We start from the raw sequence: 24,107 nt of genomic DNA on the forward strand, positions 1-24,107 counted from the left end.
GCCAGATTTGCGGATGCTTCTTTTTCTTTGACATTAAATATGAAAGCCGATGAATCCTTAGCGTAGGAAAAATCGGCTTTATCCATCTAGAAATTGTCTTAGCGTATGTTTTCCGCGTTTGGCTGGTAGGACCCCAAAAAGAGCTGGCTCTTTTTTAAGTCATCAACTATCTGTAACTGTATGAAGTCTACATTTCTTTACTAATTTCGGAGTCAAATGATGAAATAATCTTGGAGGAATGTGTAGGTGCCGAATAGCTAACAATTTTCACCTTCTATTTCCATGGTGTTTACACTTGGTTTGCTAGGAGAAGAAAACTTTGCTACTTCTTATCTTTATAATGAAGCATTCAATGGATCTATATTTACCTTCTTGTACATCTTCCCTTCTGTGCATCATCTCAAAAACCTCTACGTCCTCAATTAATTAAACCAGTCATAGAGGTTTTTGAGTTAAATGAGCTGTCATATGACAATTCTTAATTTTAAATAAAGCTTATTGGCTCATTTTGTTGATGAGCTAACTCCATTCCTTCTGCCAGATAGAGAGCGTTCATTTTATCTATATCATCATCTGGCCAATTGTGGATCAGTTGACGCAATCTCGCAGCGATAGTCTGACAAACATCTGGTGATAAGTAACTATCAGAATCTGGTTGTTCCAGCAATGGGATGATGTCATCCTGTTAGTTTTTAAAGGGTATTTCCCCACCAAACCCCTCGATATCATCTAAATTCATGCCAATACCAGCTGCTAACCTTTTTCTAAAATCATGGAAGTCACTATATGACCAATGTGCTTCGCAATGAGTAAAATCCAATCCCATGAAATATTCCTCCGTATTCTAGTCATTATCGGGTTATTTTGATTTAATCCCTGCACCACAAAGAGGTATGACAATGGTTTCTTCTGGTTCCTTTTGATATTTCATGTAGCCAGCAAAATTGACTGCAGATGTCACTTCGACATAAAATCCTTTTTCACTCAGTTTAGATCGTGCATTTAAGATCTCATCTTCTTCAATATCAATAAATGTACCATTCGTATCTAGTACAGCTTCTAAAATTTGTTTGGAGCGCGCCGGGGCAGCAATGGCGATCCCTTCTGCTAAGGTCCCTTTATTCGTCACAGGTGCTGCTGATTTTTCTTCATTTTGATAAGCTTTCACAAGGGGTGCACAGTTTTTCGCTTGTACTGCAACGATTTTCGGTATGTTATGAATGAGACCATTTTCAAATAACTCTTTAAAACCATAATACGCACCTAGGAGGAGAGTACCATTTCCAACCGGAATGATTAAAGCGTCAGGTGCTCCTTTTAGTTGCTCATAGATTTCATAGGCGTATGTTTTTGTTCCTTCAAAAAAATAAGGGTTATAGACATGGCTTGCATAAAAAACGTCTTCGTCGTCTACTGCTTTTTGGGCTGCGGCTGCAATATCCTCTCGAGTACCACGAATTTCTTTAATCGTTGCTCCATGTGCTTTTATTTGAGCGACCTTTTTAGGAGAAGTGTCATCGCTTAGATAGATGTCACAGGCAATCTCGCAGCGTGCTGCATAAGCTGCAATCGCCGTTCCTGCATTCCCACTACTATCAGCAATCACTTTTGATACCCCGAGTTCCTTAGCCTTTGTCATTAGAACTGCGGCTCCTCGGTCTTTAAAGGATAATGTCGGCATCATATAATCAACTTTTACATAAGTGTTTGGCTCATTAGGATCTAGAACGATTAAAGGGGTTTGACCCTCCCCCATTGTGACAGTTTCCCAAGTCTTAGAACCTTTTGAAAATGGCATGGTTTCAACATAACGCCATAATGAGTTTGGATAGTGATCCCAAGCTGCGATATCTATTTTTGGGGTATCTTTCACTAGGTTTAATACTCCATCACAATCACATCTCCATAGAGTTGGTGTCATCTCATACTTTTTCCCGCAATGGTTACAAATCAATTGATTCATCAATCATCAACCCCTTCAAATATTTTTTTATACGAAATATAATTTTTTATATATAGTAGGCAAAAAAAGATCTTAAATATATGCAATGGCATCAATTTCAATTTTGAAACCAAAATGTAATTCATTCGTTGGTACAATAGTACGTGCTGGTTTATGTTCACCGAAAAAATCAGTATAAACAGCATCAACTTTGTCCCATAAGTGAATATCCGAAATGTATAATGTCATGCGCAAAATCTTCTCTTTGTTACTTCCAGCAGCCTCTACAATCATCTCTACATTCTTAAGCGCTTGTAATGTCTCTTCTTCAATGGGGCCGAACTCTTTTTCTCTCGTTTCGGGATTGATGGCAAATTGTCCTGAAACATAGACCGTGTTTTGATGAATGGTTGCGAATGCATAGTGTCCGTTTGATTTTAGATTTCCTACCTCGAGTATGCTTTCCATTTTGACTCTCCTTACCTCGATTTATTTTTGATTTCATCCAAATAGCTATAGACGGTTACTTTGGAAATGCCTAACATAGATGCGACCTTCTCAACAGATCCTTTCATTAAAAAAATGCCCTTTTCATCCATGAATTTAATTAGTTCAATTTTTTCATGACGTTTCATGACTGGATGAACACTGTTTTGAATGATTTGTTGAATCAATTGATCTACTATTTCTTCCACATTTTCAAGATCATCATTTGATGTTGTTTCTTTCTCTGGAGCTTCCACTTGTGTAGAAAGAAAAGTATCCATAAATTGCTGCATTTGATTCAGGGCTTCAACATCAAAGTTGATACAGAAAGCACCAATCACTTTTTGCTTTGAATCACGTATTAATGAAGTCGAAGAACGAATCGTACGCTTATCTTCTGTAACAAATGTATAGCCAGCCAGATAATCTTCTTTAAAATCTTCTGATTGTAATACAGTCTTTACTAGATGATCAAATGATTGGCCGATTTCTCTTCCTGTCACATGGTTATTTACTGTAAACATGACAGATGCTTGAGGGTTCGTTAAATCATGAATCACCACTTCACAATTTGGTCCAAACATTTTTGCAGTAGATTTTGCTAAAGGAATATAACTCTCTAATAAGTTTTTAATATGTTCCATGCCTAAGCACCTCATTTTTTTATTCCACTAGATTATATAATTTTTTATATATAAATACAATATATAGATTTATTTATATATCATGATGCTCACAAGATCACAAATTTGAAAATCACCATATAAAAAAAGCAGCCATTGACTGCTTTTTGCTTGTGCTCCTTTCTAATTGATTTCTTTCTGGATTCCATACAAAATGACGTCAATTCCCCATCGGAACCGTTCCATTGATACGGTATCACCTGCAAACATTTCTTCTTTTACACTATGAATGAAAGGAAAACGCGTTTTGTCTGCATCATGAAATGATTTTTTAATGTCTGAAATCTGCGAAGAGTCATGTTTCTTCCAAGAGACCTTTTCGTAAGCTACCGAAGATACGTATAACAGCAATAGGTCTACTCCCCATGCAGCGGATGTAGATTTGATCCCGCCTTCATGCAATGCAGCGAGAATACGTTCGGTCAACTGAAGAAAGTTCGTTCCTTGCGGGATGGTGGAAAGAGAAATTTCAGCGAGACCAGGTTTTTCGAATAGCAGTAGGAAATAAGTATGCAATATGTCAAATAACTGTTCTTTCCATGTGCCATTCTCTGAATCTGGGTAAACCATTTGGCCGAGACCATAATCCAATACGTAAGCACTGAGTTCTTGAAAATTGTTCACGTAGACATACAAGGATGCAGGTCCCGTATCCAATGCTTTAGCCACCTTACGCATACTCATGCCCTCTATCCCTTGCTCCTTAAGAAGCTCATAGGCCGTTTTCACAATGAGCTCACGGCTTAAGGGCTCTTTAGCCGGCCGAGACCGGCGACTTATAATACGACGATTTGAATTGTTCATACTCTCTTTATAACATGTCAAAGTAAAATAGTAAATTGAGCATCAATCACCGTTTTCTTGAAAAGAATTCATCATATCTGCAAGCTTGACCGCAGCGTCTTTTGAAAAACACAGTTTTAAACTATTCTCCGATTCATGTGCCTTTTCCGATGAATATTCGTACATCATGTCTTCGTATTCCTCAATGGCCTTTTCAATATCATGAGGATGTCGGACAATAGCAAGTGCTAGCTCCCTTGCATCAAACATCGCCATGTTTACACCCTCGCCTGCGAATGGTGACATGACATGAGCTGCATCACCGATAAGCGTTACTCCTTTATGACGATTCCATTTAAAACCGGTAGGAAGCGTATAAATCCGTCTTGGAATGATGGCATCTTCTGCATAACGAATATACTTTTTCAGCTGATCATCCCAATCACTAAATAACTCTAATAATTGTTCTTTTGCTTCTTTCGCTTGATGAAACGGTATACCACAAGTCTCGATCCAGCTGCGTTCTACCATAAGGCTTGCATACACTTTGATTCGTCCATCTCCGTTTAACTGCCCAATTATCCCTTTGTGATCAGCTAAAGCAAACATCTTACCACGTTTATTAAATTCAGCTAAATCAGGGTGGTTCGCCTCTACGCTTAGGACATTCAATTCCAGCATCGTGAGCCCAGAGTATTCAATCTCAATATCTGTTAACAGAGGACGCACACGAGAAAATGCACCATCAGCCCCAATCAAAAGATCAACTGTCTCGACAAACCTGTTTTCAAAATGAAGCTCCGTCATGCCGTTTTCTAATGAAACGCATCTTTCTAGTTTATATCCATATTTGATGTTTGCAGCATCAATTTGATCTAACAGCAGTTCGCACAACACACCACGATCAATTTCTGGACGAGTGCCTTTTTGATCTGATTCCGTTTCTTCATCTAAATAAATTCTTCCTGATTTATCAAGTAATCGGAAATCTTCTCCTTCATAACGGGCATTCCTTTGAAATTTCTCATAAACTCCTGCTTCTTTTAAGGCTTTTTGGCCTGTTTCTTCGTGAATATCCAGTGAGCCTCCTCGTTCAAGACTCTTGTCATGCATCTCCCGTTCGTAGATGGTTGTTTGTATACCGTAATTTTGCAGAATTAAGGCGAGTGTTAGCCCCCCAGGTCCTCCTCCAATAATAGCGATTTGCTTTTGGTTCTTAGATAATGCCGTCATCGTATGCATCTCCTCTTCTTTTATGGAAATCGTTTAAAACTACATCTCATTTATATTATAACGAACATTGTTCGTAAAGAACAGTGTTCGTTTAAAATCGTTTGTTTCACGATTGTGTTTTAATGAAAAGAAACCACTCGCCCGCCATCATATGATACACTCCATCTAGGAATATTAAAGGTTTTCATTGTTAAAATTCTGAGTGTAAGAGGTGTTTCTATGAATAAATTATTGGCAATGTTGATATTAGGATTGGGCTTTAGTGGTGCCGCGCTCATTCTTTCTGTCCCTTTGTTATTCAAATCCAAACTAGAACAATCTGGGCTGATGTTTGCTGCTGTATCAGCAGGCGCTTTCGCAGTTTTTGCTATCTCATGCCTAGTTCTTCGAAAACGATTCAATCGCTAAAAAACCTAAACACAATCCACCATTAGAACAATGGAGATTTGTTTAGGTTATTGCGACTTCTTGATATGAATTTAAAGAATGTGGTATAAGCTGACCGCAATACTAAGAGCGAATAAAACAAGTGCAGGGATTGCTTTTTTAAAGGGATCTTTGGCCAATACGATCAGAGTAAATGCAGCTGCCAGCATCGTTGTTACTTATTCAAGATGATTGATCCACCTTACATTTTCTCTTCATTTACAAGCTAAGAGAGTCAACTTGAAGAATACTCTTAAAAAATGTCAGCAGCTTACCCTATCTCACTTGTTGCTGGTTTTCTTGAATAAGTCTACACCTTCATATGACAGGTTTTCCACATGTACAGCCTTTTGCAGGATATAATGATCAAAAAAGGTCTTCGTATAGTCTGTCACAAGATTTCGCATCTCTAATACACCCCTTGTGCCTCTAAGTTCCTCATCTACACCGGTAAACACGATGTCACAGTAATCTAAATGTGCAGCACCATCAACAGAGAAATAATAGGTTTCCATGCTGTTGTTAGCACCAATGATCGCATTCATATAATAATTCGGTTCAGAAAACAGGAGCAAAAAGGGTTTATTGAGGTCGCTGTCGAGAAGGCCGAATGCACCACTATCTAAGCCAACCCCGCAGACAAACCGGTCGTCATCCCGGCAAACAATAGCCGCTGTAGGCCCGCCATAAGAATGCCCTGCGATGCCCATGCCAATGCCGAGCAGCAGTCTGTTACGAAAGATAGACTTCCATTCTCCAGAGTCTAGTCTGTGAAGATAATCAGCTACGTACCTTACATCTTCTGCCTGTCGTTCACTATATCTTGTTAACTCGTTAATGATTGGCAAGGTAAGGATGTTATGGCACATCTCAATAGCCGTTTTATCGTCAGGGCGCATTTTCATCTTACTAGCCAGCGCCATCATCTCTGGATCTTCAGAAAACGCCATAATGACATCCGAAAAACCCTTTGAGACATTCACCAGCTTCCCATCTTTCCGTTTATACATGGTGCTATCCTGATGACCGATACTGACGACAACATACCCTTGGCTTGCCATGTCTGTACAGATGGCTGTCCCCCATTCTGGTGAACCACCCCCGCCGCAAACATAGAATACCACTGGATAGCGCTTTTCCTTCCCGGAAAGAGCAAGATCGTCATAACAATGAGTCTTGATATCGGTAGAGAAGAAGTTTATTTCCTTCAAATATTCAGTGACAAGTGGCTGCTCATGAAGCATCTCGTAGACTTCAGGAAACATGTACGTTGATGCAGTCTTCCCTTCGCTGCTATCAGATGGATAGTATATAAACGCGGTCAATTCTCTTTTTGAGTGATCTGATGCCGTATACTCAAAATCCATCTGGATTCGGCCGGCTATATAGCTACCGATTGGTTCTGGGAATGTGTCATACCTTTTCATTCTTTTATGCCCCTTTCATCTTGAAAATGGATATCTGTTCTTTGCTGGGTGAGTATCGTTTTGTGATATAATCTTGAGTCAAATACAAGTGATAAGAAAAATGAAATGAACTTGCTGAATGGAAATCATGATTGTAAAAAATTCTGAAGAAATGATAGGGTGATAGCGATGAGAAGACTTGAGTCTGGTATATCAATAGACAACGAATCATTTTCTGATATTGCCAGGTATGAACACGAAACAATCAGCAGAACGACAATCATCAACTCAAATGTTCGTTCTCCTTTTTTTTGGAGCTGTCACCTGGATCATCTTGTATTTGATACGTGTGATCTCACGAATGCAAGATTTTTTGCCGGTAGTACGATTGATCATTGTACTTTTAGTCGTTCCGACTTGCGTTCTGTGGGCATTGGCAAAAACGAAGCTGTCTTCACCAATTGCGTATTTTCTTCTTGCGATATGAGGGGAATGACCTTGGAGAATGCTACGTTTATCGATTGCACTTTCTCTAAATGTAGATTCAATGACCGCGTTTTACAGGCAGCGAATATCGTCAATTGTACCTTTTCTGGTAAGCTAATAGATATAACGTTTGAGGGAAATGGCAAACAAAAGCTGATCGCCGATTTTGAAAACTGCACCCTTGACGGTGTTCGTTTTACAGGCTGTGACCTGTCGGCATGTATTCCGCCAACATCCAAAAACCATCTCTATGTTGAAAAGGTATCTGCACGAGTGAAAAAGGCTTTGGAGAAGGTAAATGATGACCCTGCTCTTTCTGACGATGAACGGAAAATACTAGTGCGCAGTCTGCGCAAGCTTGAGCATATGGAACAGTATATTTTTAACATGAATCATATGGAGAAAATATATGGGGTTGCTTTTGTTGAGCGATTTTTCAGTCATCTTGGATGCCGCAAGGATCACACTTAACGTTTGCTGCATCCCTTTTCCTACTTTATCTTTATGTGGTACATCAGCTTCGAGTATATTTGAGCGGAATGAGTTCTTCGATTTTCACCTTGACCAGCTCCCCAGCCATCTCGATGATGACAAAACATGCTGGTCCGAAGTCTGAAATGAGCTCTCGGCAGATGCCGCAAGGGCTTACTACCCTAATTTTTCTATCTTCTTCATCTGAATAGGGGTGTCTCACTGCAACAATTGTATCAAAATCCTTATGTCCATTCGATAAAGCACTGCCAATCGCAATGGCTTCTGCACAAACAGTTACCCGTCCGATATAGGCTTCTATATGGACAGCCGACATTATTTCTCCTGTTTTCATGCGGATCGCTGCCCCTACATGGTGTTTATCATCTTCATAAAGACTGATAATCTTCTTTTTTGCTTCGTCTATTAATTCAAGATCTTCTTGGGATAAATCAAAAGTTTCCAACGTGTTCTCCTTCCCCTTCCATGCTCGTATCTATTATACCAAACATTAGGTAATGAACTGTTTGCCCGAAGATGAGTGGAAACAAAAATAAAGCTTATGTTTGCAGGCATAAGCTTCTTTATGCTTTTTTATAGCGTTGAATCATAAATTGGATGATTTTTGTGATGAGAGAGGTACACATGCATAGAAAAGTCATTGCGACGACCCAATACATATTCGACAAATCGAACCCCGTATAGGCAAAGATAAAAACGGTTGAAGCTGCAAATGTGATCACTAGAACGACGTAGACCCGCTTAAAGATGAAATAGCCGACAATCCCCCATATCAAAGATAACAAAGGCAATGTAAACAAGATCAGAGCCATAGGTTGAAGAAAGGAAACAATCATCATTCACTCTCCTTTACTAGCCGTCATTTATTTAAATCCAATGAAGAAGCGAACAATCATTATATTAATGGGAAATACGATCGTTGTAAACAAAAATTGGAATTTAAAGAAGTTTAATCTGTAGTGAGTTGACATTCTGGATGTATTTCAAGTTGAATTGAAAAAGGCTGCTTTCATGAAAGCAGCCCATTCACTAAACTTTCGACTATTTCAATCAAATCATTATACATTTCTTAACGATTGATCACCTGAATGATTTTCTCCTGAGCATCTTGTGCCTCAGGGATTGGCATGACAACAAATACATGAAGCATTTCAGGATAAACAAAGGTTTTGATGTCAATTCCTTGTTCTGTTAGTTTTTCATCGAGCTTTATGGCATCTGGGTATAACATATCATGTGTTCCAATAAAATGAGTGATCTTCGCAAGTCCTTTGAAGTCACCGTAAATGGGACTGATCAATGGGTCAGTTACATGTTGATCAGCTGTCCAAATCTTTGCAATGGCTTCCATTCCTTCATAACCTAGAATCGGGTCCTTTTTTGCATATTTAAACATGAGAGGATTGCTTAAGCTCATGTCAACACATGCAGATAATAAAATAATATCCTTCGGTTGCGGCAGATCCTCCTTCTTTAAAAGGTGCGCCAGACCAAGTGAGATATTTCCGCCAGCTGAATCTCCCATGATCGTCAATTGATTGGCACTTCCGGCAGTTTTCAGAAGGTCTTTATATAGGTTAAGTATTTTCGGATACGTATCCTGGTAGCTATAATGAGGCACTTTTGGGTAAATAGGAGCGACTACTTTCGCACCTAGTGATTGCGCCATTTTATCCATGAACCACCAATGGACATTCAAAGGCTGATTTGTCCATGCGCCTCCATGTAGATAGAGAATGACTTTTTGTTTTTGTGATGCTTGTTCATTCAATGTGAAAACTTGCATGCCTTCGAATGTCTGCTCTTGTACCTCACTCATTAACTTCACATCATCTCCAATGGCATAAGGCTGCGTATTTTCAATTCCTTTTTGCTCAAGAAATTTTTTTGTGTGCTCGATACTAGAAAAACTCTCTTTATTACTTTGCGAAGCGAATAATGTTTCAAATTGAATACTTTCGTCAGAGCGTTCACCTTGATAAATTTCTACACTCATTTTTTTCTCTCCTTTCACTCAATATGAGGATTGATCATCCTGGTTTGGTACACGAAATGATTCCAGGTAGACTTGTACTTTTTTTTCAGGAGTTTTTAATAAGTTAGATAAAAGGTCTTGAATGAGACGAAGGCTTTTGATTTTCCTTTCAATTTCTTCATGTTTAAGATGGACAATTTTTCTTAGCGTATCAAGTTCTATGTCTTGACTTAGCATGTCCATGATTTCAGCTATTTCCTTTAATGAATAACCCAATGTTTTCGCATCTTTGATCAATTGAATCTTCACAACATAGTCTTCTGTATAGAATCTGTAACCGTTTGAACGTCGTCTTGGAGCAGGTAATATGTTGTGCTCTTCATAGTAACGAATTGCGGCAGGACTTATTCCTGTTTTTTTGGCAAGTTCTCCTCTAGTCATCAACTCCATCGTTACTCCTTTGTCATTATTTTGTCTTACTATATATATATATTATAAAGGTTGAACTATACTTCAAGGTCAAGGTGAAACATTTATTGGCTTGCTATGACATGATTTGGGTTTCTTTTCGGTAAACAAATAAAACACCATCGCACCCGGCAAATAAAGGCGGGCGCAATGATGTTTTCATCATTCAATCTGGATTATGATAAATCTTCTCCATTTGTTGCAATCACATTTTTGTACCAGTAGAAGGAATCTTTTCGGTAACGATTTAATGTACCATTCCCTCTGTCGTCTTGATCCACATAGATCAAACCATAGCGTTTACTCATTTGAGATGTTCCGCAGCTAATTAAGTCGATGCATCCCCAAGGCGTATACCCCATTAAGTCGACACCTTCTTTGACTGCTTCTTTCATTTGTTCAATATGTTTTTTCAAGTAATCAATTCGATAATCGTCGTGTATTTCTCCGTCTGGTGTCAATGTATCTCTTGCGCCAAGTCCATTTTCACATACAAATAAAGGCTTTTGGTATCTGTCATACAGCTTGATTAATGAAATGCGGAGTCCCATCGGATCAATTGGCCAATCCCATTGTGATAGCTCCAAATGCTCATTTTTGATTGGACTATCAAATGTACCCGCTAGCTCAGCCGCATCTTCTCGCGCTTCTGCAACGTGGGACATATAGTAGCTGATTGCCACAAAATCAACAATCCCCTCTTTCAAAATTTGTTCATCCTGCTCTTTGATATCCAGCTTGATGTCGTTGTCTGCAAAGTATTTTACCATGTATGTTGGATATTCTCCTCTAGCTTGAACATCTGGATAGAACATATTCAATTGGTTCGATTTTACCGCTTGCAGCTGGTCCTCTGGCTTTGTTGTTTTTGCATAGGCTTCAATTTGGTTAATCATACAGCCAATTTGTGCATGCGGAATGATTTCTTTTGCTGCCTTCACTGTGAGAGCGCTGGCGATAAATTGATGATGTGACGCTTGATACGCAGCCTGTAATTTATGGTCTACTAGGTCCTCTAAAATTCCAGCACCGGTGTAAAGGCTGTTGAGGTTCATATTCATTTCATTGAATGTAATCCAATACTTCACTTTATCTTTATATCTTTCTAAAATGGCACGGGCATATTTTTCAAACAACGGCACAAGCTCTCTACTCATCCAGCCATTATATTTCTCTGTTAAAGTAATCGGCATTTCATAGTGAGACATCGTGACTAACGGTTCAATTCCATATTTCGCACATTCATCAAATACTTGATCATAAAAAGCCAATCCTTCTTCGTTCGGCTTTTCCTCTAAACCAGTTGGGAAGATTCTTGCCCATGATATAGACAAGCGAAACACTTTAAAGCCCATTTCTGCAAATAGTGCAATATCCTCTTCATATCGATGGTAAAAATCGATTCCGCGTCTTTTCGGGAAATCAAATTCATCAGGTTGTTCCTTGTATCTTTTTAATTCAGCTGAACTAACATCGAAAGTAAAGTTGTTCACTTTTCCTTTTTCATAAGGATCTTTATATGCAGCAAAGTCTGACGTCGATAGGCCCTTGCCACCTTCTAAGTACGCGCCTTCTATTTGATTGGCAGCAGTTGCGCCACCCCATAAAAAATCATCTGAAAATCCTTTTTTTACATTCTTCATTTCAATCATCCCTTCTCTTTATATTAGTGAATAAGCATTAAGAGCTTATTTTGACCTGCGGTGACATGAGCGTCACCTGTATGAATCACATCAAGGTATTGCGTTGAATTTGTGACGATGATAGGTGTCACTACATCTAAATGGTTTGATTGAATTCCTTCTATATCAAACGATAATAAATGATCCCCGGTCTTCATCTCATCGCCCTCTTTTACCAGTACATCAAAGAATTGGCCATTTAGGCTGACGGTATCAATCCCCACGTGGATCAATAATTCAATTCCATCATCTGAAACGAGTCCGATGGCATGTTTAGTAGGCGTAACAGTCACTACTTTTCCTGAGAACGGTGCTTGTACCACCCCCTTATCAGGCAAAATTGCGACTCCCTTCCCCATCATTTCACTTGAGAACACTGAATCATTCACTTCAGATAAAGGAATGACCTTTCCACTCATAGGTGCTTGAACTTCGAATGGGCTTGTTTGCTTAGACATTTGTTGATTCTCTGTACTCACAGTGTGATTTGGCTTTTCTGCTGCTTGCTCGTGAACGGCTGTGACAGACTCCTTAAATCCAAGGAAAATGGTGACGAGAAGTGACACGATGAAGCTCAAGGCGATTCCAATCAGAGCCAGCTGGAAATTATTCGTCCCTTTCATAATGTAAGTGGGCAGTGAGGTGATGCCTGGAATCGAAAAGGCTGTCGTTTTAACTGAAAATAAACCGTAAAAACATCCACCGACTGCGCCGCCAATTAATGAAGCATAAAAAGGTTTTTTTAGTCTAAGTGTGACTCCATAAATGGCTGGTTCTGTGATACCGAAGAAACTAGGAAGCAATGTTGAAAGTGCTAAAGACCTTGTTTCTACCCGCTTGGTGCGGATGATGACACCTAACACAGCGCCTGCTTGTGCCATATTCGCAATGAAATTCATCGGAAGCAGCATGATATCGTAACCCACTTTTTCAAAGCTGGCTAACGTGCTTGGGAAGAATGCGTAATGCATCCCAGTTAACACAATGAGTGGCATCAAGCCGCCCATTAATAAACCGGCAATCGGACCAGCGAAATTGAACAAAGAAGTGAAAAAGATTTCTAAATACTGCCCGGAAACGTTTCCAATAGGAGCTATAAAAGCCAGTGTAAGAGGAGCCGTGATCATCAGGCTCAGTACCGGTGTAAATACGATACTTAAGGATTTTGGGATCGCTTTTGTTATCCACTTATCGACAAAGCTTAGTAATAGCACACCTAAAATAATTGGTAATACGGAAGATGTGTAATTATTTAGTGGAATACTTAACCCTAAAAAGCTTAACGGGTCTGCTCCTTTTGCTGCACCTTCGATCATCGTTGGATATAGTAAAATTCCTGCTAATGCGAGCGCGAGAGATTCTCTTGTTTTAAACTTCTTCGCTGCCGAATAAGCAATGAGGAAAGGTAAAAAGTAAAAGACAGCATTTGAAAAGATTTGAAGCACTTGATAGGTAGCGCTTGTTTCCGTCAGCCAGCCTAAGCTAACAAGCAGTGCCATGATCCCTTTGATCAATCCACTCCCAACAATCGCTGGCAAAATAGGTGTGAAAATCCCGCTGATCACATCGAATACGACTTCAATTGGATTCATCTTTGACGTGTTTTTAACAGGAGCAGATTCATTGCTGCTATGACCAACCAGATGATCAATTTCCTCATAGACCTCTGCTACCTTTGCTCCAATAATGACTTGGAATTGTCCACTTTGAAATTGTGCACCTAAAACCCCATCTAATGTTTTCAGCTCATCTACTTTTACTTGGCTTTCATCGTTGAGATTAAATCTTAGTCTCGTGATACAATGCCAACTTTGAGATATATTTTCGGTTCCACCGATTAAATTCACAATTTCTTGAGCTAATTCTTTGTTTTCCATGCCTTCACCCCTTCATTTTCACAAAAAAAACCTAAACAAAATCCGCCATGAGAAAAGATCATTCTTCTTCATGGAGATTTGTTTAGGTTAATGCTTTTTCATAACACGCCTAAAAGAAATCAGTTATTTTTTTGGTGTTCCTTTGTGATTCTTTCAATATGGATGACTAAAAAAACAAGTTCGTCTTCTGTCACTTTCCAATTGAATTCTCGTTTTAACATTTCTTTGATAATCAATCCGCAGGCATAACTCTTCATATAACGATCCTGAATTAATTCTTTTAACGAGTCATCCATCTGCTGCGGTGGTTGATTGGTTTCCTGCCTCACAATAAAATATCTCAAGTGTGTGATAAACCTCGAATAATTAATGGATGATTTATCCAATATCATCTCGAAAATATTTTGAATAATTTTGACGATTTCCTTGGTGAGGTGAGTCATTTTAATGGTGTCTCCCATAGACTGACCATCTATTTGAGCGTTTACAAAATGCAGGGCAATGAGTGAAGCTTCAGTATCTTCAAAAGAAATGCCCATCATTTTTTGAATAATTGCCAGTGCTTTTTTCCCGATTTGATATTCTTGAAAATAGAGATGTGGAATTTCCCACACAATGGGGTTTTCATACGCCATTTTTTCTTCGTGCCTTTGAATAGCAAAGGTAAGATGATCGGATAGCGAAAAGAGCACGCTGGAACCTAACTTCTTATTCAACATCTCTTCGCCCGCGCGAATGATTTTTTCAGTTAATAAAAGGATATCAGTTGGGATAGCGGCAAGTTGAGATTCTAATGGAGACGTCTGATCAGAATAAAATGTCTTACTGACAGCGCTCTCATCAAGAGTATCACCTTTCTTCTTTTTAAAACCTATTCCTGTTCCAAAAACAACGACTTCATTTTGAGCCTCTGTTAGAGCTAATACGATATTATTATTTAAAACTTTAACGACGGTGAACATCCTCATCCCACCTTACCTAAAATGCTAAAAAAAGCATAAAAAAACACCAAAATCTCAGCAAACAACGTACAAAATGTACAAACTGTTTACCTGACTTGGTGGTGCCTGATCATATCAGTGACACTCCTGCATCGGTTACGACTTTATTTTAAACAGAGGGATGACCAAAGTCAACTATTTTTTCTGAAAAAATAGATTGAAATACCTATAATCATTTTATCTTTCATTGATCATTTTACGGTTTAACATTTTTAAGGTTGCTGTAAGGTTCGGATTAATACAAGTTAAGGTTGAGGTTGTACAATGGGGTTGTAAGGAAGTGAGGGATGAGTCAAATGGTCCCCTCTTCTAAATCAATCATAGAGGTGAAAAGGTTTGAGAGAAAATAAAATTTTGTCTTCATTATGTTACTTCAGTATCTTTTTTGCACCGTTTCTGTTTCCAATTATCGTCTATTTCTTAGGAAAGGACGAAGTGAAATATCATGCGAAAAAATCGCTTTGGACGCATTTAATTCCTTATTTGATTTTTGGCATCGGTATTGCCGGTTCAGGGTTACTTGGCATGAACGATATCAGTCATGCTGGTCCGTTCTTAATTGCAACGTATGCTGTGACATTCCTTGTCGCGATCTACTTCTTCATTTGGAACATTGTGAAAGGCATTAAAGTGTTTTCAGAATAATAGTTGAAAAAAACGGTTCTGTGATTGAGCAGAACCGTTTTTTTGTATGTCCGTTCATGCGGGTAATTGGATATCAATCGTTGTTCCTTCCCCAATCATACTTTGTATCTTAATATCCCCGCCGTGTTTTTTGATAATATCCTTTGCAATCGCCATTCCAAGACCAGAGCCTGCATGTGTCCCTCCTGTATTTGTCCCTCTATAGTAGCGGTCAAACACTTTTTCTAGCTCTGCCTCTTCGATTCCTTTGCCGTTGTCTTGAATCGTAATGTGGGTGTTTTCTTTTTGTTCAAGCTGTACAATGATGTTCACATCAGCATCATTGTGAACAAGGGCATTTAAAATGAGATTGGTGACCGCTCTTCGTATGAGGATCGTATCAATATTCAGCATAAGCTTGTCTACATTCGTTTGCAGCTCAATGGTCTGATCTGCATATCTCGAATCGTTGAGGATATCAATTAACGTTTCACGCAGCAACGGTACAATGTTCACCAGCTCTTTATGCAGCATCACGTCGTTATTTTTCAGCCTTGTTGTTAAATTGAGATCCTCCATGACATCTTTGATGTACAGTGATTTATTCTCTATGATGCTGGCATAATGTTTGATGTCTTGATCTGAAAGAGGATAATTTGGATCTTTCATGATTTCTGCATAGCCTTGAATGGAGGATAATGGTGTTTTAATATCATGAGAAATATGGCTGATCCACTCTTCTCGCATTTGCTCTAATTTGTCTTTTTCTTTTTGGCTTGAAGCGAGCTGTTCTGATAAGTGATTGACATTATAGAAGACATCTTTATATATCCCCTTAGTTGGCAGCTTCGTCGTATAATCTCCGTTTGCGAGCCGCTGGATGCCATAAATGGCACGGCCGAGCGGTTTGATGAGCTGCCGGCTGAATAAGTATCCAATGACTAAGGCAATGATGGCATCAATCGATAATAAAATCATCGTCCCGATATTGAATTGCGATATTAAGTCTTTCGTATTGAACGAAAATAAATATTTTCCGATGGAAGGGTCCTTAAATCCGATAAAGTAGCTGTATTCCTTACCCTTTCCATTTTTCCCCCCAGCATAGATAGTCGACATCAATTGCTTATCTTTATATTTATGTAAGTTTACGATTTCTATAGGTGTGTATTTGCTCTTTAAGCCTTTAGGTGCTTGTGCATGATAAACATCTTGTCCATTTTCGTCTAATATTTGAATCCATGCATTTTGTTGTTTTAAGGCTTGCTGTCCTTCTTTGCTCACAGTGATATCTTGATTGGACAAGGTGATGTATTGTTCAAATGTTCTTGTGAAGGTTTCCGGCGTATTTTCTTCGTTTTGCTGGCTGCTTGCTTGTAGTACAAGCCAAATCATGAATCCAAATAAGTTAATAAAGACCGTGATAATGGTCACGATAATGACAGAGACCATATATCTGCCTGTTAATCGCCATTTCATCTTTATGCATCCTTTACAACAAATTTATAGCCAAGTCCTTTAACGGTCACGAGAAATTCTGGTGTAGATGGGGAATTTTCTATTTTCTCTCGAAGTCTTCGTATATGAACCATCACCGTATTATCAGAACCGAAGAAATCCTCTCCCCAAACCGTTTGATAAAGCGTTTCTTTACTGATCACGCGATTCGGGTGCTGCAAGAAATAGGTCATCAGCATAAGTTCTTTCGGAGTGAGCTCAATCGCCGCTCCGTTTTTCGTCAGTTCGGCTTGCTGCTCGTTTAACTCAAATGGCCCTTTTTTGATGATGGGATCTGCTTGAGAAGGCTGTAAGTATGACGACCGTCTAAGCTGGGCTTTTACCCGGTAGGCGACTTCTTTTGGACTGAACGGCTTTGTAATATAATCATCACCGCCAATGGCAAGTCCTACAATTTTGTCTGATTCCTCTCCCTTTGCTGATAAAAAGATAATCGGAACATGCGAGACGTCTCTGATTTGTTTGCAAATATCGTAGCCTTCACCGTCTGGCAGCATAATATCCAGTATGACGAGATCAGGTTGTTCTTGATGGAATTGCGAGAGCCCATCACGGGCAGTTGAAGCTGTTATCACCCGGTCAATGCCTTCTCTTGTTAATACTGTATGGATTAATTCCAAGATTTCTTTTTCGTCATCTATAATCAATACTTTGCTTTGAAGCTTTGGCATTATGATCACTCTCCTGAAGTCATTGTTATTATTATACCCAAAGTGGAGACATCGTGAAAAATCAACTTTCTATTTACACAGAAAAAGCCAATTTTCTTTGTTAATGAGAAAATTGGCTTTTGGTGTTTTTTAGCGTTTGACCACAAATGTTGTCACACTTTGAGCTGGGAGATGTGCCCAAAATTGATTTCCTGATATGTTTAAGTCAGTTCCAGGCTGGAGGTTACTGTTGCTGCTCGTGATCCATCTTGACGCTTGGGAAGCAGTTCCGTTTTGCATGACAAAGTGTTGATTGACTCCTGTATTGTTTTTGTTAATCGCGACAATGACGACCTGATTGTTTCCTTTATAGGCTGAGACGAAAACATTCGGTTCAGGGCTTTTCGTTGCATCAATTCTGACGTACCCTGGACGCACAAACTTGGAGAAATGCGCCATGTTGTATCCGCGCTTGCTAATCATTCCATCTTCTTTCATAGGACCGTATGATCTCCGGATGTACCACCACACATACGCCTGAAAGTCCCCTTCCACCATTGAATGGTGAATATGCTCTGATACCCCTAATGCCTCAGGCCAGCGGTCCGCTGAATTGTTATCACTATTCGGGTAGTAGACCTCTGTCATCCACAGCTCTTTTCCCCCTCCTTTTTGTTTGAAAAGAGGATACGGAAGCTGGCTGATTTGGGTTCCGTACAGATGGGCACCGAGAATGTCCATATTACTAAGCGCCTGCGGATCGTTTAAGATAGGATCTGAGATATTTTTAAGGTATTGAAAGGATTCTGGTGCAATCACACGTGCATTTATGGAGCCAGCATTTTCTCTCATGAATCGCAGGATTTCCTGAGGTGTCCACCATGTCCATTCATGTGCATAATCAGGCTCGTTTTGTACGGAAATGGCATAGAGATTGACGCCATTATTTTTCATGTATGTCACAAAATCATTCAAATGCTGAGCATATGCGGCGTATTGATTGTATCTCAGCCGCTTTGCAGACGCACCATTACGGTTGAAAGTCTCTACCATATGGCTTGGAGGATTCCAAGGCGAAGCGATCACCAAAGCGCCATGCTCTATCGCTCTTTTAGCGGTGGCGACTTCTCTGTGCCAATTATTTCTGTTCTCGTCTACATAAATCCGTAGAATGGAGAATCCTAACTGATTCTGTCCATTGCCAAAGGCGGTTTCCCTTTGAGGTCCGGTCAAATCACCAATCCAGGCCGGGTGGTTCATTCCGCCAAAGCCGCGGATCACTTGTCTTTCCGCGTTGAGATTAATATTCGCATCACTTGCCGCTGACACCTCAGTTACGCCGGGTCCTATGAACATGACAGACAACATAGTGAAGCAGACCAATAAAGTGCAAATTGGTTTTTTGATTATGGACATCAAATTTTCCCACTCTCCCATCAACCATTAATCGATGCCGTAGCATCAGATTTTGTTTACCTTTGAGTAAACTGCCAGGAATCAAATTGGAATAGGTTGGCACCATTTCCTTTGAAGACAAAGAATACGTTGTGTACTCCCGTTGCCCCGTTTACTGCCGCTTCTATTTCTCGCCAGTTTCCGCCTGTGGAAGGGACATTGAGTGTTCCGGCAATTCTACCGTCTGGACTGCCGAGACGCACTTCAATTTGTCCGCCTGAAGCGGCTGCTACATTGGCTTTAAAGGTTCTGGCACCTCTCGATCCGAAATCGACATTACTGACAGCCACCCAATCGCCGTTTTGAATGTTTGTGACGTGCTGGTTATTGGCTGGCCCACCAGGTGCTGAGGAGGCCTCTGTTAAAATGCGCCCATTCCAAGCGAATGTTTCAGCTTCTACCCGTTGATAAGGATTTAAGTTGGAAAGCTGTTTAACGCCTTCAAAATTGGCTGCGACCTCTCGAAGGGAGCCGTCAGCATTATGCACAAGCTTATTAATGTGGGGAGATCTGTAGCCTTTCCCTGCTCCGTATAAGGCAGAGCTCACCGTTTGTGTGTGATACACGACATACCACTCGTTTTTAAAATTAAACACAGCATGATGGTTGTTACCGCCGCCACCGAAAAATGCACCCGGATTTTTCAAGAAGTGTCCTTTATACGTAAAGGGACCCATAGGACTTGAGCTCGTCATATAGCCGATCTCGCCTGGTGGTTTATCTGCTGGGTGGGAGCCGCCAAAATTGATGCAATAGGAGTAGTAATAGGTACCGTTATATTTATGCATTCCCGAATCTTCAAACATGAAAGGAGCATCAATGGTTGATGCACTACCGACCACACTTGTCATGTCAGGCCCTAGCTTCAGAACTCTTGCTGTTTTAGGATTGGCCCATTGTCCCTGCGTTGGATTTGAACCGCCTGGAACGCCTCCACCAGCATATAGATAACCGGTCCCGTCATCATCTACAAATACGGCTGGATCAAACAGCCATACAACACCTGACATCCCTGGTGTATTTGGCGTGACGAGCGCTTTTCCGATAGGATCTTTCCAGGGACCAATCGGGCTGTCCGCTGTCAGGACGCCAATCCCTCCGCCGCTGTTAGCAAAATAAAGGAAAAATTTATCTTTCCCATTGATCTTCTTCACCGCAGCGGCTGGAGCCCAAGATGCGCCTGCCCATTTGGCAATCCCTTTCCCGCCATTGGCCCCTGCTACTGGAATCGCTCCGTGATCTGTCCAGTTCACCATATCTGCCGAAGAGATGACAAAAACCCTATTCAAATTTGCAAAAGAATTGTCCTTAATCGTTCCATTGCTGTGATATTCATAGTCATCACTCGACATATAAATGTACACTCTTCCGTTATAGGTGAGCGCAAACGGATCTGCCCCCAGGTGATGGTCTATGAGCGGATTTGCATTTCCTACTCGTTTTGCAATGGGGGTACTTGCTGCACTCGCATCATATACGGGTATACAGCTCAGTACCAAAGCAAGAATCAAAAAACCTACACCGCACTTCATCCTCTTTCTCATCGTGTCATTTTCCTCCTGTTTTCATCTTCCTAATCTTGGGGTTTACGCCCAATTTCAAATTATGTTGATAGACGCTGATGAAGAATGAATACAAAGGATGATTTCTTGGGAGAATCGCTGCTAAAACAACGATGAAAACCCTTACTTTTTGACTAGGAGACAACAAAAAAATGCAGTTCTCCTTTTGGAACTGCATTTTCTTAGCTTATTCATGATTGTTGATCACATATAACGCGCGGTCACCATTTTCTTTCTTGTGTAAAACTCTACTCCGTCTGTTCCATTGGCGTGCAAGTCCCCGTAGAAAGAATCCTTCCAGCCGGAAAACGGGAAAAATGCCATTGGTGCAGGAACACCGATATTGACGCCGAGCATCCCTGCGTCGATGTTTTCGCGAAATTCTCTGATGCTTGATGCACTGTCTGTGTACAGGCAGGCACCGTTCGCAAATTTTGATTGATTGGAAAGGTCGATTGCTTCTGTTAGTGAAGAGACACGAACAATGGATAAGACTGGGGCGAAAATCTCGTCCTGCCAAATTTTCATTTGATTTGTCACATGGTCAAAGATCGTTGGTCCAACGAAATACCCTTTTCCATTTGTTTCGTGATCTTTCCTGCCATCACGAATGAGACTTGCGCCTTCTTCAATCCCTGACTGGATGTATTGAAGCGTTCGTTCTTTATGTTCCTTTCGAATGACTGGACCAAGAAAGACCTCTTCATTTATTCCATTTCCAATGACGAGCTCGTTCGATTCATCAACTAATTTTTGAATGAGCTCATCTGCCACTTCTTCTTCCACTGCGACAACGGCCGCAGCCATGCAGCGCTCTCCTGCTGATCCAAAGGCAGCACCAATGATTTGTTTCGTTGCCGCGTCTAAATCTGCATCTTTGAGAACAATGGAGTGATTTTTTGCTCCTGCAAGTGCTTGGACACGTTTGCCATGCTCTGTGCCTTTTTTATAGACGTATTCTGCGACTGGCTGAGAGCCGACAAATGAAATGGCTTTGACCTTTTGGTGTTCAAGCAGACCATAGACGACATCGTGAGCCCCATTGACAATGTTGAGAACCCCTTTTGGAAGACCTGCTTCTTCAAATAGCTCGGCTAAACGCGCGGCAAGAATCGGCGTGCGCTCTGAAGGTTTTAAAACAAACGTATTTCCGCACGCAATGGCAAGCGGAAACATCCAGCAAGGGACCATCATCGGAAAGTTAAATGGTGTAATCCCGCCGATGACGCCAATTGGATAGCGGTACATGCCAGATTCGAGTCCTGATGCGATATCTGGTAATTGTTTTCCCATCATTAAGGTTGGTGCACCAGCGGCAAATTCGACACATTCAATCCCGCGCTGCACTTCTCCCTTTGCTTCTGTTATGCTTTTTCCGTTTTCAATCGTGACGAGTTCAGCCAGCTCATCCCATTTTTCAACGAGTAACTGCTGATATTTAAATAAAATGCGGGCACGGCGGGGAACGGGGGTTTTCGACCAAGTGGTAAATGCTTGTTGTGCTGCCTGTACCGCACGTTCGACATCTTTTTTTGTTGAAAGCGGCACTTCTGCGATGATCTCGCCAGTTGCTGGGTTATATACTGCCTCTGTTTGACTAGTTTCTGCCTCAATCCATTGTCCGCCAATATAATTTTTCAACATTTGTACATCTGTTTTGGTCATGTTCCCTCTCTCCTTTTTATGAAAAAATGTCATGCTTATAGGATGTGTTTGGTTGTCATTGTCTCATCTAATGGGCGCCCATCTGTATACACTCTTTGTCAAATATTATTGTCGTTTTGGTTTACGTTGTGATAAAAGCTTGCTCTAACGTGTGAAAGGTTGTCGCCCATTCATTTGTTTGTGAGAAATGATTCCGGAATGTGATTCATTCATGATGTATTTTTGATTAACTGTTGGTTAACTTTAGAAAAATCATAATATTAAAAACGCTTTCAGTCAATCCTCTTTTTGCAGCATAAAAAAACCTGATGCGCGTAGCATCAGGTAGAGGCTGGTTTATTTCTGTAAGTTGGTTGATGCGGCATATTGATTCGGTTCTGCAAAATGCGGAAGCATCTCACCATGTGCTTCAATGAGTTCATCGCATAATTTGATGATGTCATCAATCGATAGTTCAGCGCTTGTGTGTGGATCAAGTAATGCCGCTTGATAAATGTGCTCTTTTTTGCCGCTGATTGCTGCTTCGATTGTCATGAGCTGTGAGTTGATATTGGTCCGGTTCAGTCCAGCCAATTGTTCAGGGATCTCTCCGACATAGCATGGCATGATACCGCTCCGATCTGCAACACACGGCACTTCGACACACGCTTTTTCAGGCAGGTTGTGAATGAGGCCTCCTGTGTTCAGCACATTCCCGCCAAATTTAAAGGGAATGTTCGTTTCGATCGCTTCAATGATACGGGGACCATATTCTTTTGAGCGAGTATGTGTGATCTGTGTATTGCCCACAAGGTCATGCTTCATTGTATTCCAGTTGTTGATTTGTTCCTCGCAGCGTCTCGGGTATTCATCGAGCGGAATGTTATATTGACCGATCAGTTCTGGATAGCGAGATTTGATAAAATAAGGGTGGTATTCGGCATTGTGCTCTGAGGATTCAGTGACATAGTACCCGAATTTATCCATCAGCTCAAAACGTACCATATCATGATGCCGCGATTGCTGCTTTTCTTTTGCTCTTTTTTTGATGTCTGGGTACAAGTCTTTTCCGTCCCGTTTCACTTCTAATAACCATGCCATATGATTAATGCCGGCAATTTTTTCTTCAATGCCTTCATGATCCATTTCAAGTGATTCAAATAGATCCTTTGTACACACCTGCACACTATGACAAAGACCCACTGTTTGAACCTGTGTATAGCGCAGCATCGCGCCTGTCAGTGTGGCCATTGGATTTGTGTAATTTAACAATAAAGCATTTGGGCAAACCTCTTCCATCTCCTTTGCAAAATCAAGCATCACAGGAATTGTCCGAAGGAAGCGGAAGATGCCGCCGATGCCAACCGTATCCGCAATCGTTTGTCTTAACCCATATTTTTTCGGAATCTCAAAATCAATCACCGTGCTTGGCCGGTAGCCTCCAACCTGGATGGCATTGATCACATATTTCGCATCCTTTAAGGCTTCTTTTCGGTTGTGATAGGACTTAATGGCCACATGTGCACCGTAGTTCTCTTTTAAATGGCGGAGCATCGTTTCGGATTCTTTCAGCCGGTTGTGGTCGATATCATATAAAGCGAATTCAAAACCGCTTAGTGCAGGGACGAACAAACAATCTCCTAATATATTTTTAGCAAACACGGTACTCCCTGCACCGATAAATGTAATTTTAGACATAGACGACTCTCCTTTT

General features: G+C 40.5%; 24 protein-coding genes and 1 pseudogene. 3 read left to right on the forward strand and 22 right to left on the reverse strand.

The window, feature by feature from the left end:
• Nucleotides 1-484: 484 nt before the first annotated feature.
• The 7 genes from MHB79_RS08970 to MHB79_RS09000 all read right to left on the reverse strand — a co-directional run bounded on the left by MHB79_RS08970 (nucleotide 485) and on the right by MHB79_RS09000 (nucleotide 5,127).
• Nucleotides 485-667 (reverse strand): hypothetical protein, encoded by a 183-nt coding sequence (locus tag MHB79_RS08970; RefSeq protein ID WP_335365641.1) that lies wholly within the window; start codon nucleotides 665-667, stop codon nucleotides 485-487.
• Nucleotides 668-685: 18 nt separating this feature from the next.
• Nucleotides 686-826: a hypothetical protein gene (locus MHB79_RS08975; protein WP_335365642.1), complete on the reverse strand. Its 141-nt coding sequence runs from the start codon at nucleotides 824-826 to the stop codon at nucleotides 686-688.
• Nucleotides 827-859: 33 nt separating this feature from the next.
• A complete protein-coding gene (locus tag MHB79_RS08980) occupies nucleotides 860-1,963 on the reverse strand; it encodes a threonine synthase (RefSeq protein WP_340989538.1) in 1,104 nt (367 codons plus the stop codon).
• A gap of 72 nt (nucleotides 1,964-2,035) precedes the next feature.
• Nucleotides 2,036-2,410 (reverse strand): RidA family protein, encoded by a 375-nt coding sequence (locus MHB79_RS08985; protein ID WP_050944882.1) that lies wholly within the window; start codon nucleotides 2,408-2,410, stop codon nucleotides 2,036-2,038.
• A gap of 11 nt (nucleotides 2,411-2,421) precedes the next feature.
• Nucleotides 2,422-3,072, reverse strand: coding sequence for a helix-turn-helix transcriptional regulator (locus tag MHB79_RS08990; protein ID WP_284907605.1), 651 nt, complete (start codon nucleotides 3,070-3,072; stop codon nucleotides 2,422-2,424).
• 162 nt (nucleotides 3,073-3,234) lie between these two features.
• A complete protein-coding gene (locus tag MHB79_RS08995) occupies nucleotides 3,235-3,915 on the reverse strand; it encodes a TetR/AcrR family transcriptional regulator (protein WP_340866154.1) in 681 nt (226 codons plus the stop codon).
• A 42-nt stretch (nucleotides 3,916-3,957) separates the two neighbouring features.
• Complete coding sequence (locus tag MHB79_RS09000; protein ID WP_340989540.1) at nucleotides 3,958-5,127, reverse strand: FAD-dependent oxidoreductase; 1,170 nt, start codon at nucleotides 5,125-5,127, stop codon at nucleotides 3,958-3,960.
• 219 nt (nucleotides 5,128-5,346) lie between these two features.
• Between MHB79_RS09000 and MHB79_RS09005 the strand changes: the two genes are divergently transcribed.
• A complete protein-coding gene (locus tag MHB79_RS09005) occupies nucleotides 5,347-5,535 on the forward strand; it encodes a hypothetical protein (protein ID WP_339207239.1) in 189 nt (62 codons plus the stop codon).
• 71 nt (nucleotides 5,536-5,606) lie between these two features.
• Here the strand turns inward: MHB79_RS09005 and MHB79_RS19025 are convergent.
• Nucleotides 5,607-5,726, reverse strand: a pseudogene (locus MHB79_RS19025) (DoxX family protein); the annotation flags it as partial.
• A gap of 108 nt (nucleotides 5,727-5,834) precedes the next feature.
• Entirely contained in the window at nucleotides 5,835-6,980 is a 1,146-nt protein-coding gene (locus tag MHB79_RS09010) for an alpha/beta hydrolase (RefSeq protein ID WP_340989542.1), read from the reverse strand.
• A 168-nt stretch (nucleotides 6,981-7,148) separates the two neighbouring features.
• On the opposite strand from MHB79_RS09010, the gene MHB79_RS09015 reads away from it, so the two are divergent.
• Complete coding sequence (locus MHB79_RS09015) at nucleotides 7,149-7,916, forward strand: pentapeptide repeat-containing protein (protein ID WP_268458543.1); 768 nt, start codon at nucleotides 7,149-7,151, stop codon at nucleotides 7,914-7,916.
• Between the two features lie 43 nt (nucleotides 7,917-7,959).
• Here the strand turns inward: MHB79_RS09015 and MHB79_RS09020 are convergent, their stop codons facing one another.
• The 7 genes from MHB79_RS09020 to MHB79_RS09050 all read right to left on the reverse strand — a co-directional run bounded on the left by MHB79_RS09020 (nucleotide 7,960) and on the right by MHB79_RS09050 (nucleotide 14,901).
• Nucleotides 7,960-8,382: a cytidine deaminase gene (locus MHB79_RS09020; RefSeq protein WP_003211471.1), complete on the reverse strand. Its 423-nt coding sequence runs from the start codon at nucleotides 8,380-8,382 to the stop codon at nucleotides 7,960-7,962.
• 118 nt (nucleotides 8,383-8,500) lie between these two features.
• On the reverse strand, nucleotides 8,501-8,773 hold the full coding sequence (locus MHB79_RS09025) for a DUF2651 family protein (RefSeq protein ID WP_050944871.1): 273 nt from the start codon (nucleotides 8,771-8,773) through the stop codon (nucleotides 8,501-8,503).
• 233 nt (nucleotides 8,774-9,006) lie between these two features.
• Nucleotides 9,007-9,933, reverse strand: coding sequence for an alpha/beta hydrolase (locus MHB79_RS09030; protein ID WP_310023925.1), 927 nt, complete (start codon nucleotides 9,931-9,933; stop codon nucleotides 9,007-9,009).
• An 18-nt stretch (nucleotides 9,934-9,951) separates the two neighbouring features.
• Nucleotides 9,952-10,362, reverse strand: coding sequence for a MerR family transcriptional regulator (locus tag MHB79_RS09035; RefSeq protein ID WP_106028872.1), 411 nt, complete (start codon nucleotides 10,360-10,362; stop codon nucleotides 9,952-9,954).
• Nucleotides 10,363-10,556: 194 nt separating this feature from the next.
• Entirely contained in the window at nucleotides 10,557-12,032 is a 1,476-nt protein-coding gene (locus MHB79_RS09040; protein WP_277552142.1) for a glycoside hydrolase family 1 protein, read from the reverse strand.
• A 14-nt stretch (nucleotides 12,033-12,046) separates the two neighbouring features.
• Complete coding sequence (locus MHB79_RS09045) at nucleotides 12,047-13,939, reverse strand: beta-glucoside-specific PTS transporter subunit IIABC (protein WP_284907609.1); 1,893 nt, start codon at nucleotides 13,937-13,939, stop codon at nucleotides 12,047-12,049.
• 119 nt (nucleotides 13,940-14,058) lie between these two features.
• Nucleotides 14,059-14,901, reverse strand: coding sequence for a PRD domain-containing protein (locus MHB79_RS09050; RefSeq protein WP_212046450.1), 843 nt, complete (start codon nucleotides 14,899-14,901; stop codon nucleotides 14,059-14,061).
• 375 nt (nucleotides 14,902-15,276) lie between these two features.
• On the opposite strand from MHB79_RS09050, the gene MHB79_RS09055 reads away from it, so the two are divergent.
• On the forward strand, nucleotides 15,277-15,585 hold the full coding sequence (locus MHB79_RS09055; protein WP_050944865.1) for a DUF4870 domain-containing protein: 309 nt from the start codon (nucleotides 15,277-15,279) through the stop codon (nucleotides 15,583-15,585).
• 54 nt (nucleotides 15,586-15,639) lie between these two features.
• Here MHB79_RS09055 and MHB79_RS09060 read toward each other — a convergent pair whose 3' ends face one another.
• From MHB79_RS09060 to MHB79_RS09085, 6 genes are all read right to left on the reverse strand, one after another.
• On the reverse strand, nucleotides 15,640-17,043 hold the full coding sequence (locus MHB79_RS09060; RefSeq protein WP_268458531.1) for a sensor histidine kinase: 1,404 nt from the start codon (nucleotides 17,041-17,043) through the stop codon (nucleotides 15,640-15,642).
• 2 nt (nucleotides 17,044-17,045) lie between these two features.
• Nucleotides 17,046-17,753 carry a response regulator transcription factor gene (locus tag MHB79_RS09065; protein ID WP_180310718.1) on the reverse strand — a complete coding sequence of 236 codons (708 nt, stop codon included), beginning with the start codon at nucleotides 17,751-17,753 and terminating at the stop codon, nucleotides 17,046-17,048.
• Nucleotides 17,754-17,882: 129 nt separating this feature from the next.
• Complete coding sequence (locus tag MHB79_RS09070; protein ID WP_340989549.1) at nucleotides 17,883-19,151, reverse strand: glucuronoxylanase; 1,269 nt, start codon at nucleotides 19,149-19,151, stop codon at nucleotides 17,883-17,885.
• A gap of 53 nt (nucleotides 19,152-19,204) precedes the next feature.
• Nucleotides 19,205-20,731 (reverse strand): glycoside hydrolase family 43 protein, encoded by a 1,527-nt coding sequence (locus MHB79_RS09075; protein ID WP_445661249.1) that lies wholly within the window; start codon nucleotides 20,729-20,731, stop codon nucleotides 19,205-19,207.
• A gap of 222 nt (nucleotides 20,732-20,953) precedes the next feature.
• Complete coding sequence (locus MHB79_RS09080) at nucleotides 20,954-22,414, reverse strand: CoA-acylating methylmalonate-semialdehyde dehydrogenase (RefSeq protein ID WP_340989551.1); 1,461 nt, start codon at nucleotides 22,412-22,414, stop codon at nucleotides 20,954-20,956.
• A 336-nt stretch (nucleotides 22,415-22,750) separates the two neighbouring features.
• Nucleotides 22,751-24,091: an alpha-glucosidase/alpha-galactosidase gene (locus MHB79_RS09085; protein ID WP_284907612.1), complete on the reverse strand. Its 1,341-nt coding sequence runs from the start codon at nucleotides 24,089-24,091 to the stop codon at nucleotides 22,751-22,753.
• Nucleotides 24,092-24,107 lie beyond the last annotated feature (16 nt).

The sequence above is a fragment of the Bacillus sp. FSL M7-0558 genome, from assembly GCF_038003245.1.
GTDB classification, from domain to species: domain Bacteria; phylum Bacillota; class Bacilli; order Bacillales; family Bacillaceae; genus Bacillus; species Bacillus pumilus.

Bases quoted from the DNA above. Each gene is read 5' to 3' on its own strand.
- MHB79_RS08975 (WP_335365642.1), bottom strand. From the start codon at position 826: ATGGGATTGGATTTTACTCATTGCGAAGCACATTGGTCATATAGTGAC.
- MHB79_RS08980 (WP_340989538.1), bottom strand. From the start codon at position 1,963: ATGAATCAATTGATTTGTAACCATTGCGGGAAAAAGTATGAGATGACA.
- MHB79_RS08985 (WP_050944882.1), bottom strand. From the start codon at position 2,410: ATGGAAAGCATACTCGAGGTAGGAAATCTAAAATCAAACGGACACTAT.
- MHB79_RS08990 (WP_284907605.1), bottom strand. From the start codon at position 3,072: ATGGAACATATTAAAAACTTATTAGAGAGTTATATTCCTTTAGCAAAA.
- MHB79_RS08995 (WP_340866154.1), bottom strand. From the start codon at position 3,915: ATGAACAATTCAAATCGTCGTATTATAAGTCGCCGGTCTCGGCCGGCT.
- MHB79_RS09000 (WP_340989540.1), bottom strand. From the start codon at position 5,127: ATGACGGCATTATCTAAGAACCAAAAGCAAATCGCTATTATTGGAGGA.
- MHB79_RS09005 (WP_339207239.1), top strand. From the start codon at position 5,347: ATGAATAAATTATTGGCAATGTTGATATTAGGATTGGGCTTTAGTGGT.
- MHB79_RS09010 (WP_340989542.1), bottom strand. From the start codon at position 6,980: ATGAAAAGGTATGACACATTCCCAGAACCAATCGGTAGCTATATAGCC.
- MHB79_RS09015 (WP_268458543.1), top strand. From the start codon at position 7,149: ATGAGAAGACTTGAGTCTGGTATATCAATAGACAACGAATCATTTTCT.
- MHB79_RS09025 (WP_050944871.1), bottom strand. From the start codon at position 8,773: ATGATTGTTTCCTTTCTTCAACCTATGGCTCTGATCTTGTTTACATTG.
- MHB79_RS09030 (WP_310023925.1), bottom strand. From the start codon at position 9,933: ATGAGTGTAGAAATTTATCAAGGTGAACGCTCTGACGAAAGTATTCAA.
- MHB79_RS09035 (WP_106028872.1), bottom strand. From the start codon at position 10,362: ATGGAGTTGATGACTAGAGGAGAACTTGCCAAAAAAACAGGAATAAGT.
- MHB79_RS09040 (WP_277552142.1), bottom strand. From the start codon at position 12,032: ATGATTGAAATGAAGAATGTAAAAAAAGGATTTTCAGATGATTTTTTA.
- MHB79_RS09045 (WP_284907609.1), bottom strand. From the start codon at position 13,939: ATGGAAAACAAAGAATTAGCTCAAGAAATTGTGAATTTAATCGGTGGA.
- MHB79_RS09050 (WP_212046450.1), bottom strand. From the start codon at position 14,901: ATGTTCACCGTCGTTAAAGTTTTAAATAATAATATCGTATTAGCTCTA.
- MHB79_RS09060 (WP_268458531.1), bottom strand. From the start codon at position 17,043: ATGAAATGGCGATTAACAGGCAGATATATGGTCTCTGTCATTATCGTG.
- MHB79_RS09065 (WP_180310718.1), bottom strand. From the start codon at position 17,753: ATGCCAAAGCTTCAAAGCAAAGTATTGATTATAGATGACGAAAAAGAA.
- MHB79_RS09075 (WP_445661249.1), bottom strand. From the start codon at position 20,731: ATGAGAAAGAGGATGAAGTGCGGTGTAGGTTTTTTGATTCTTGCTTTG.
- MHB79_RS09080 (WP_340989551.1), bottom strand. From the start codon at position 22,414: ATGACCAAAACAGATGTACAAATGTTGAAAAATTATATTGGCGGACAA.
- MHB79_RS09085 (WP_284907612.1), bottom strand. From the start codon at position 24,091: ATGTCTAAAATTACATTTATCGGTGCAGGGAGTACCGTGTTTGCTAAA.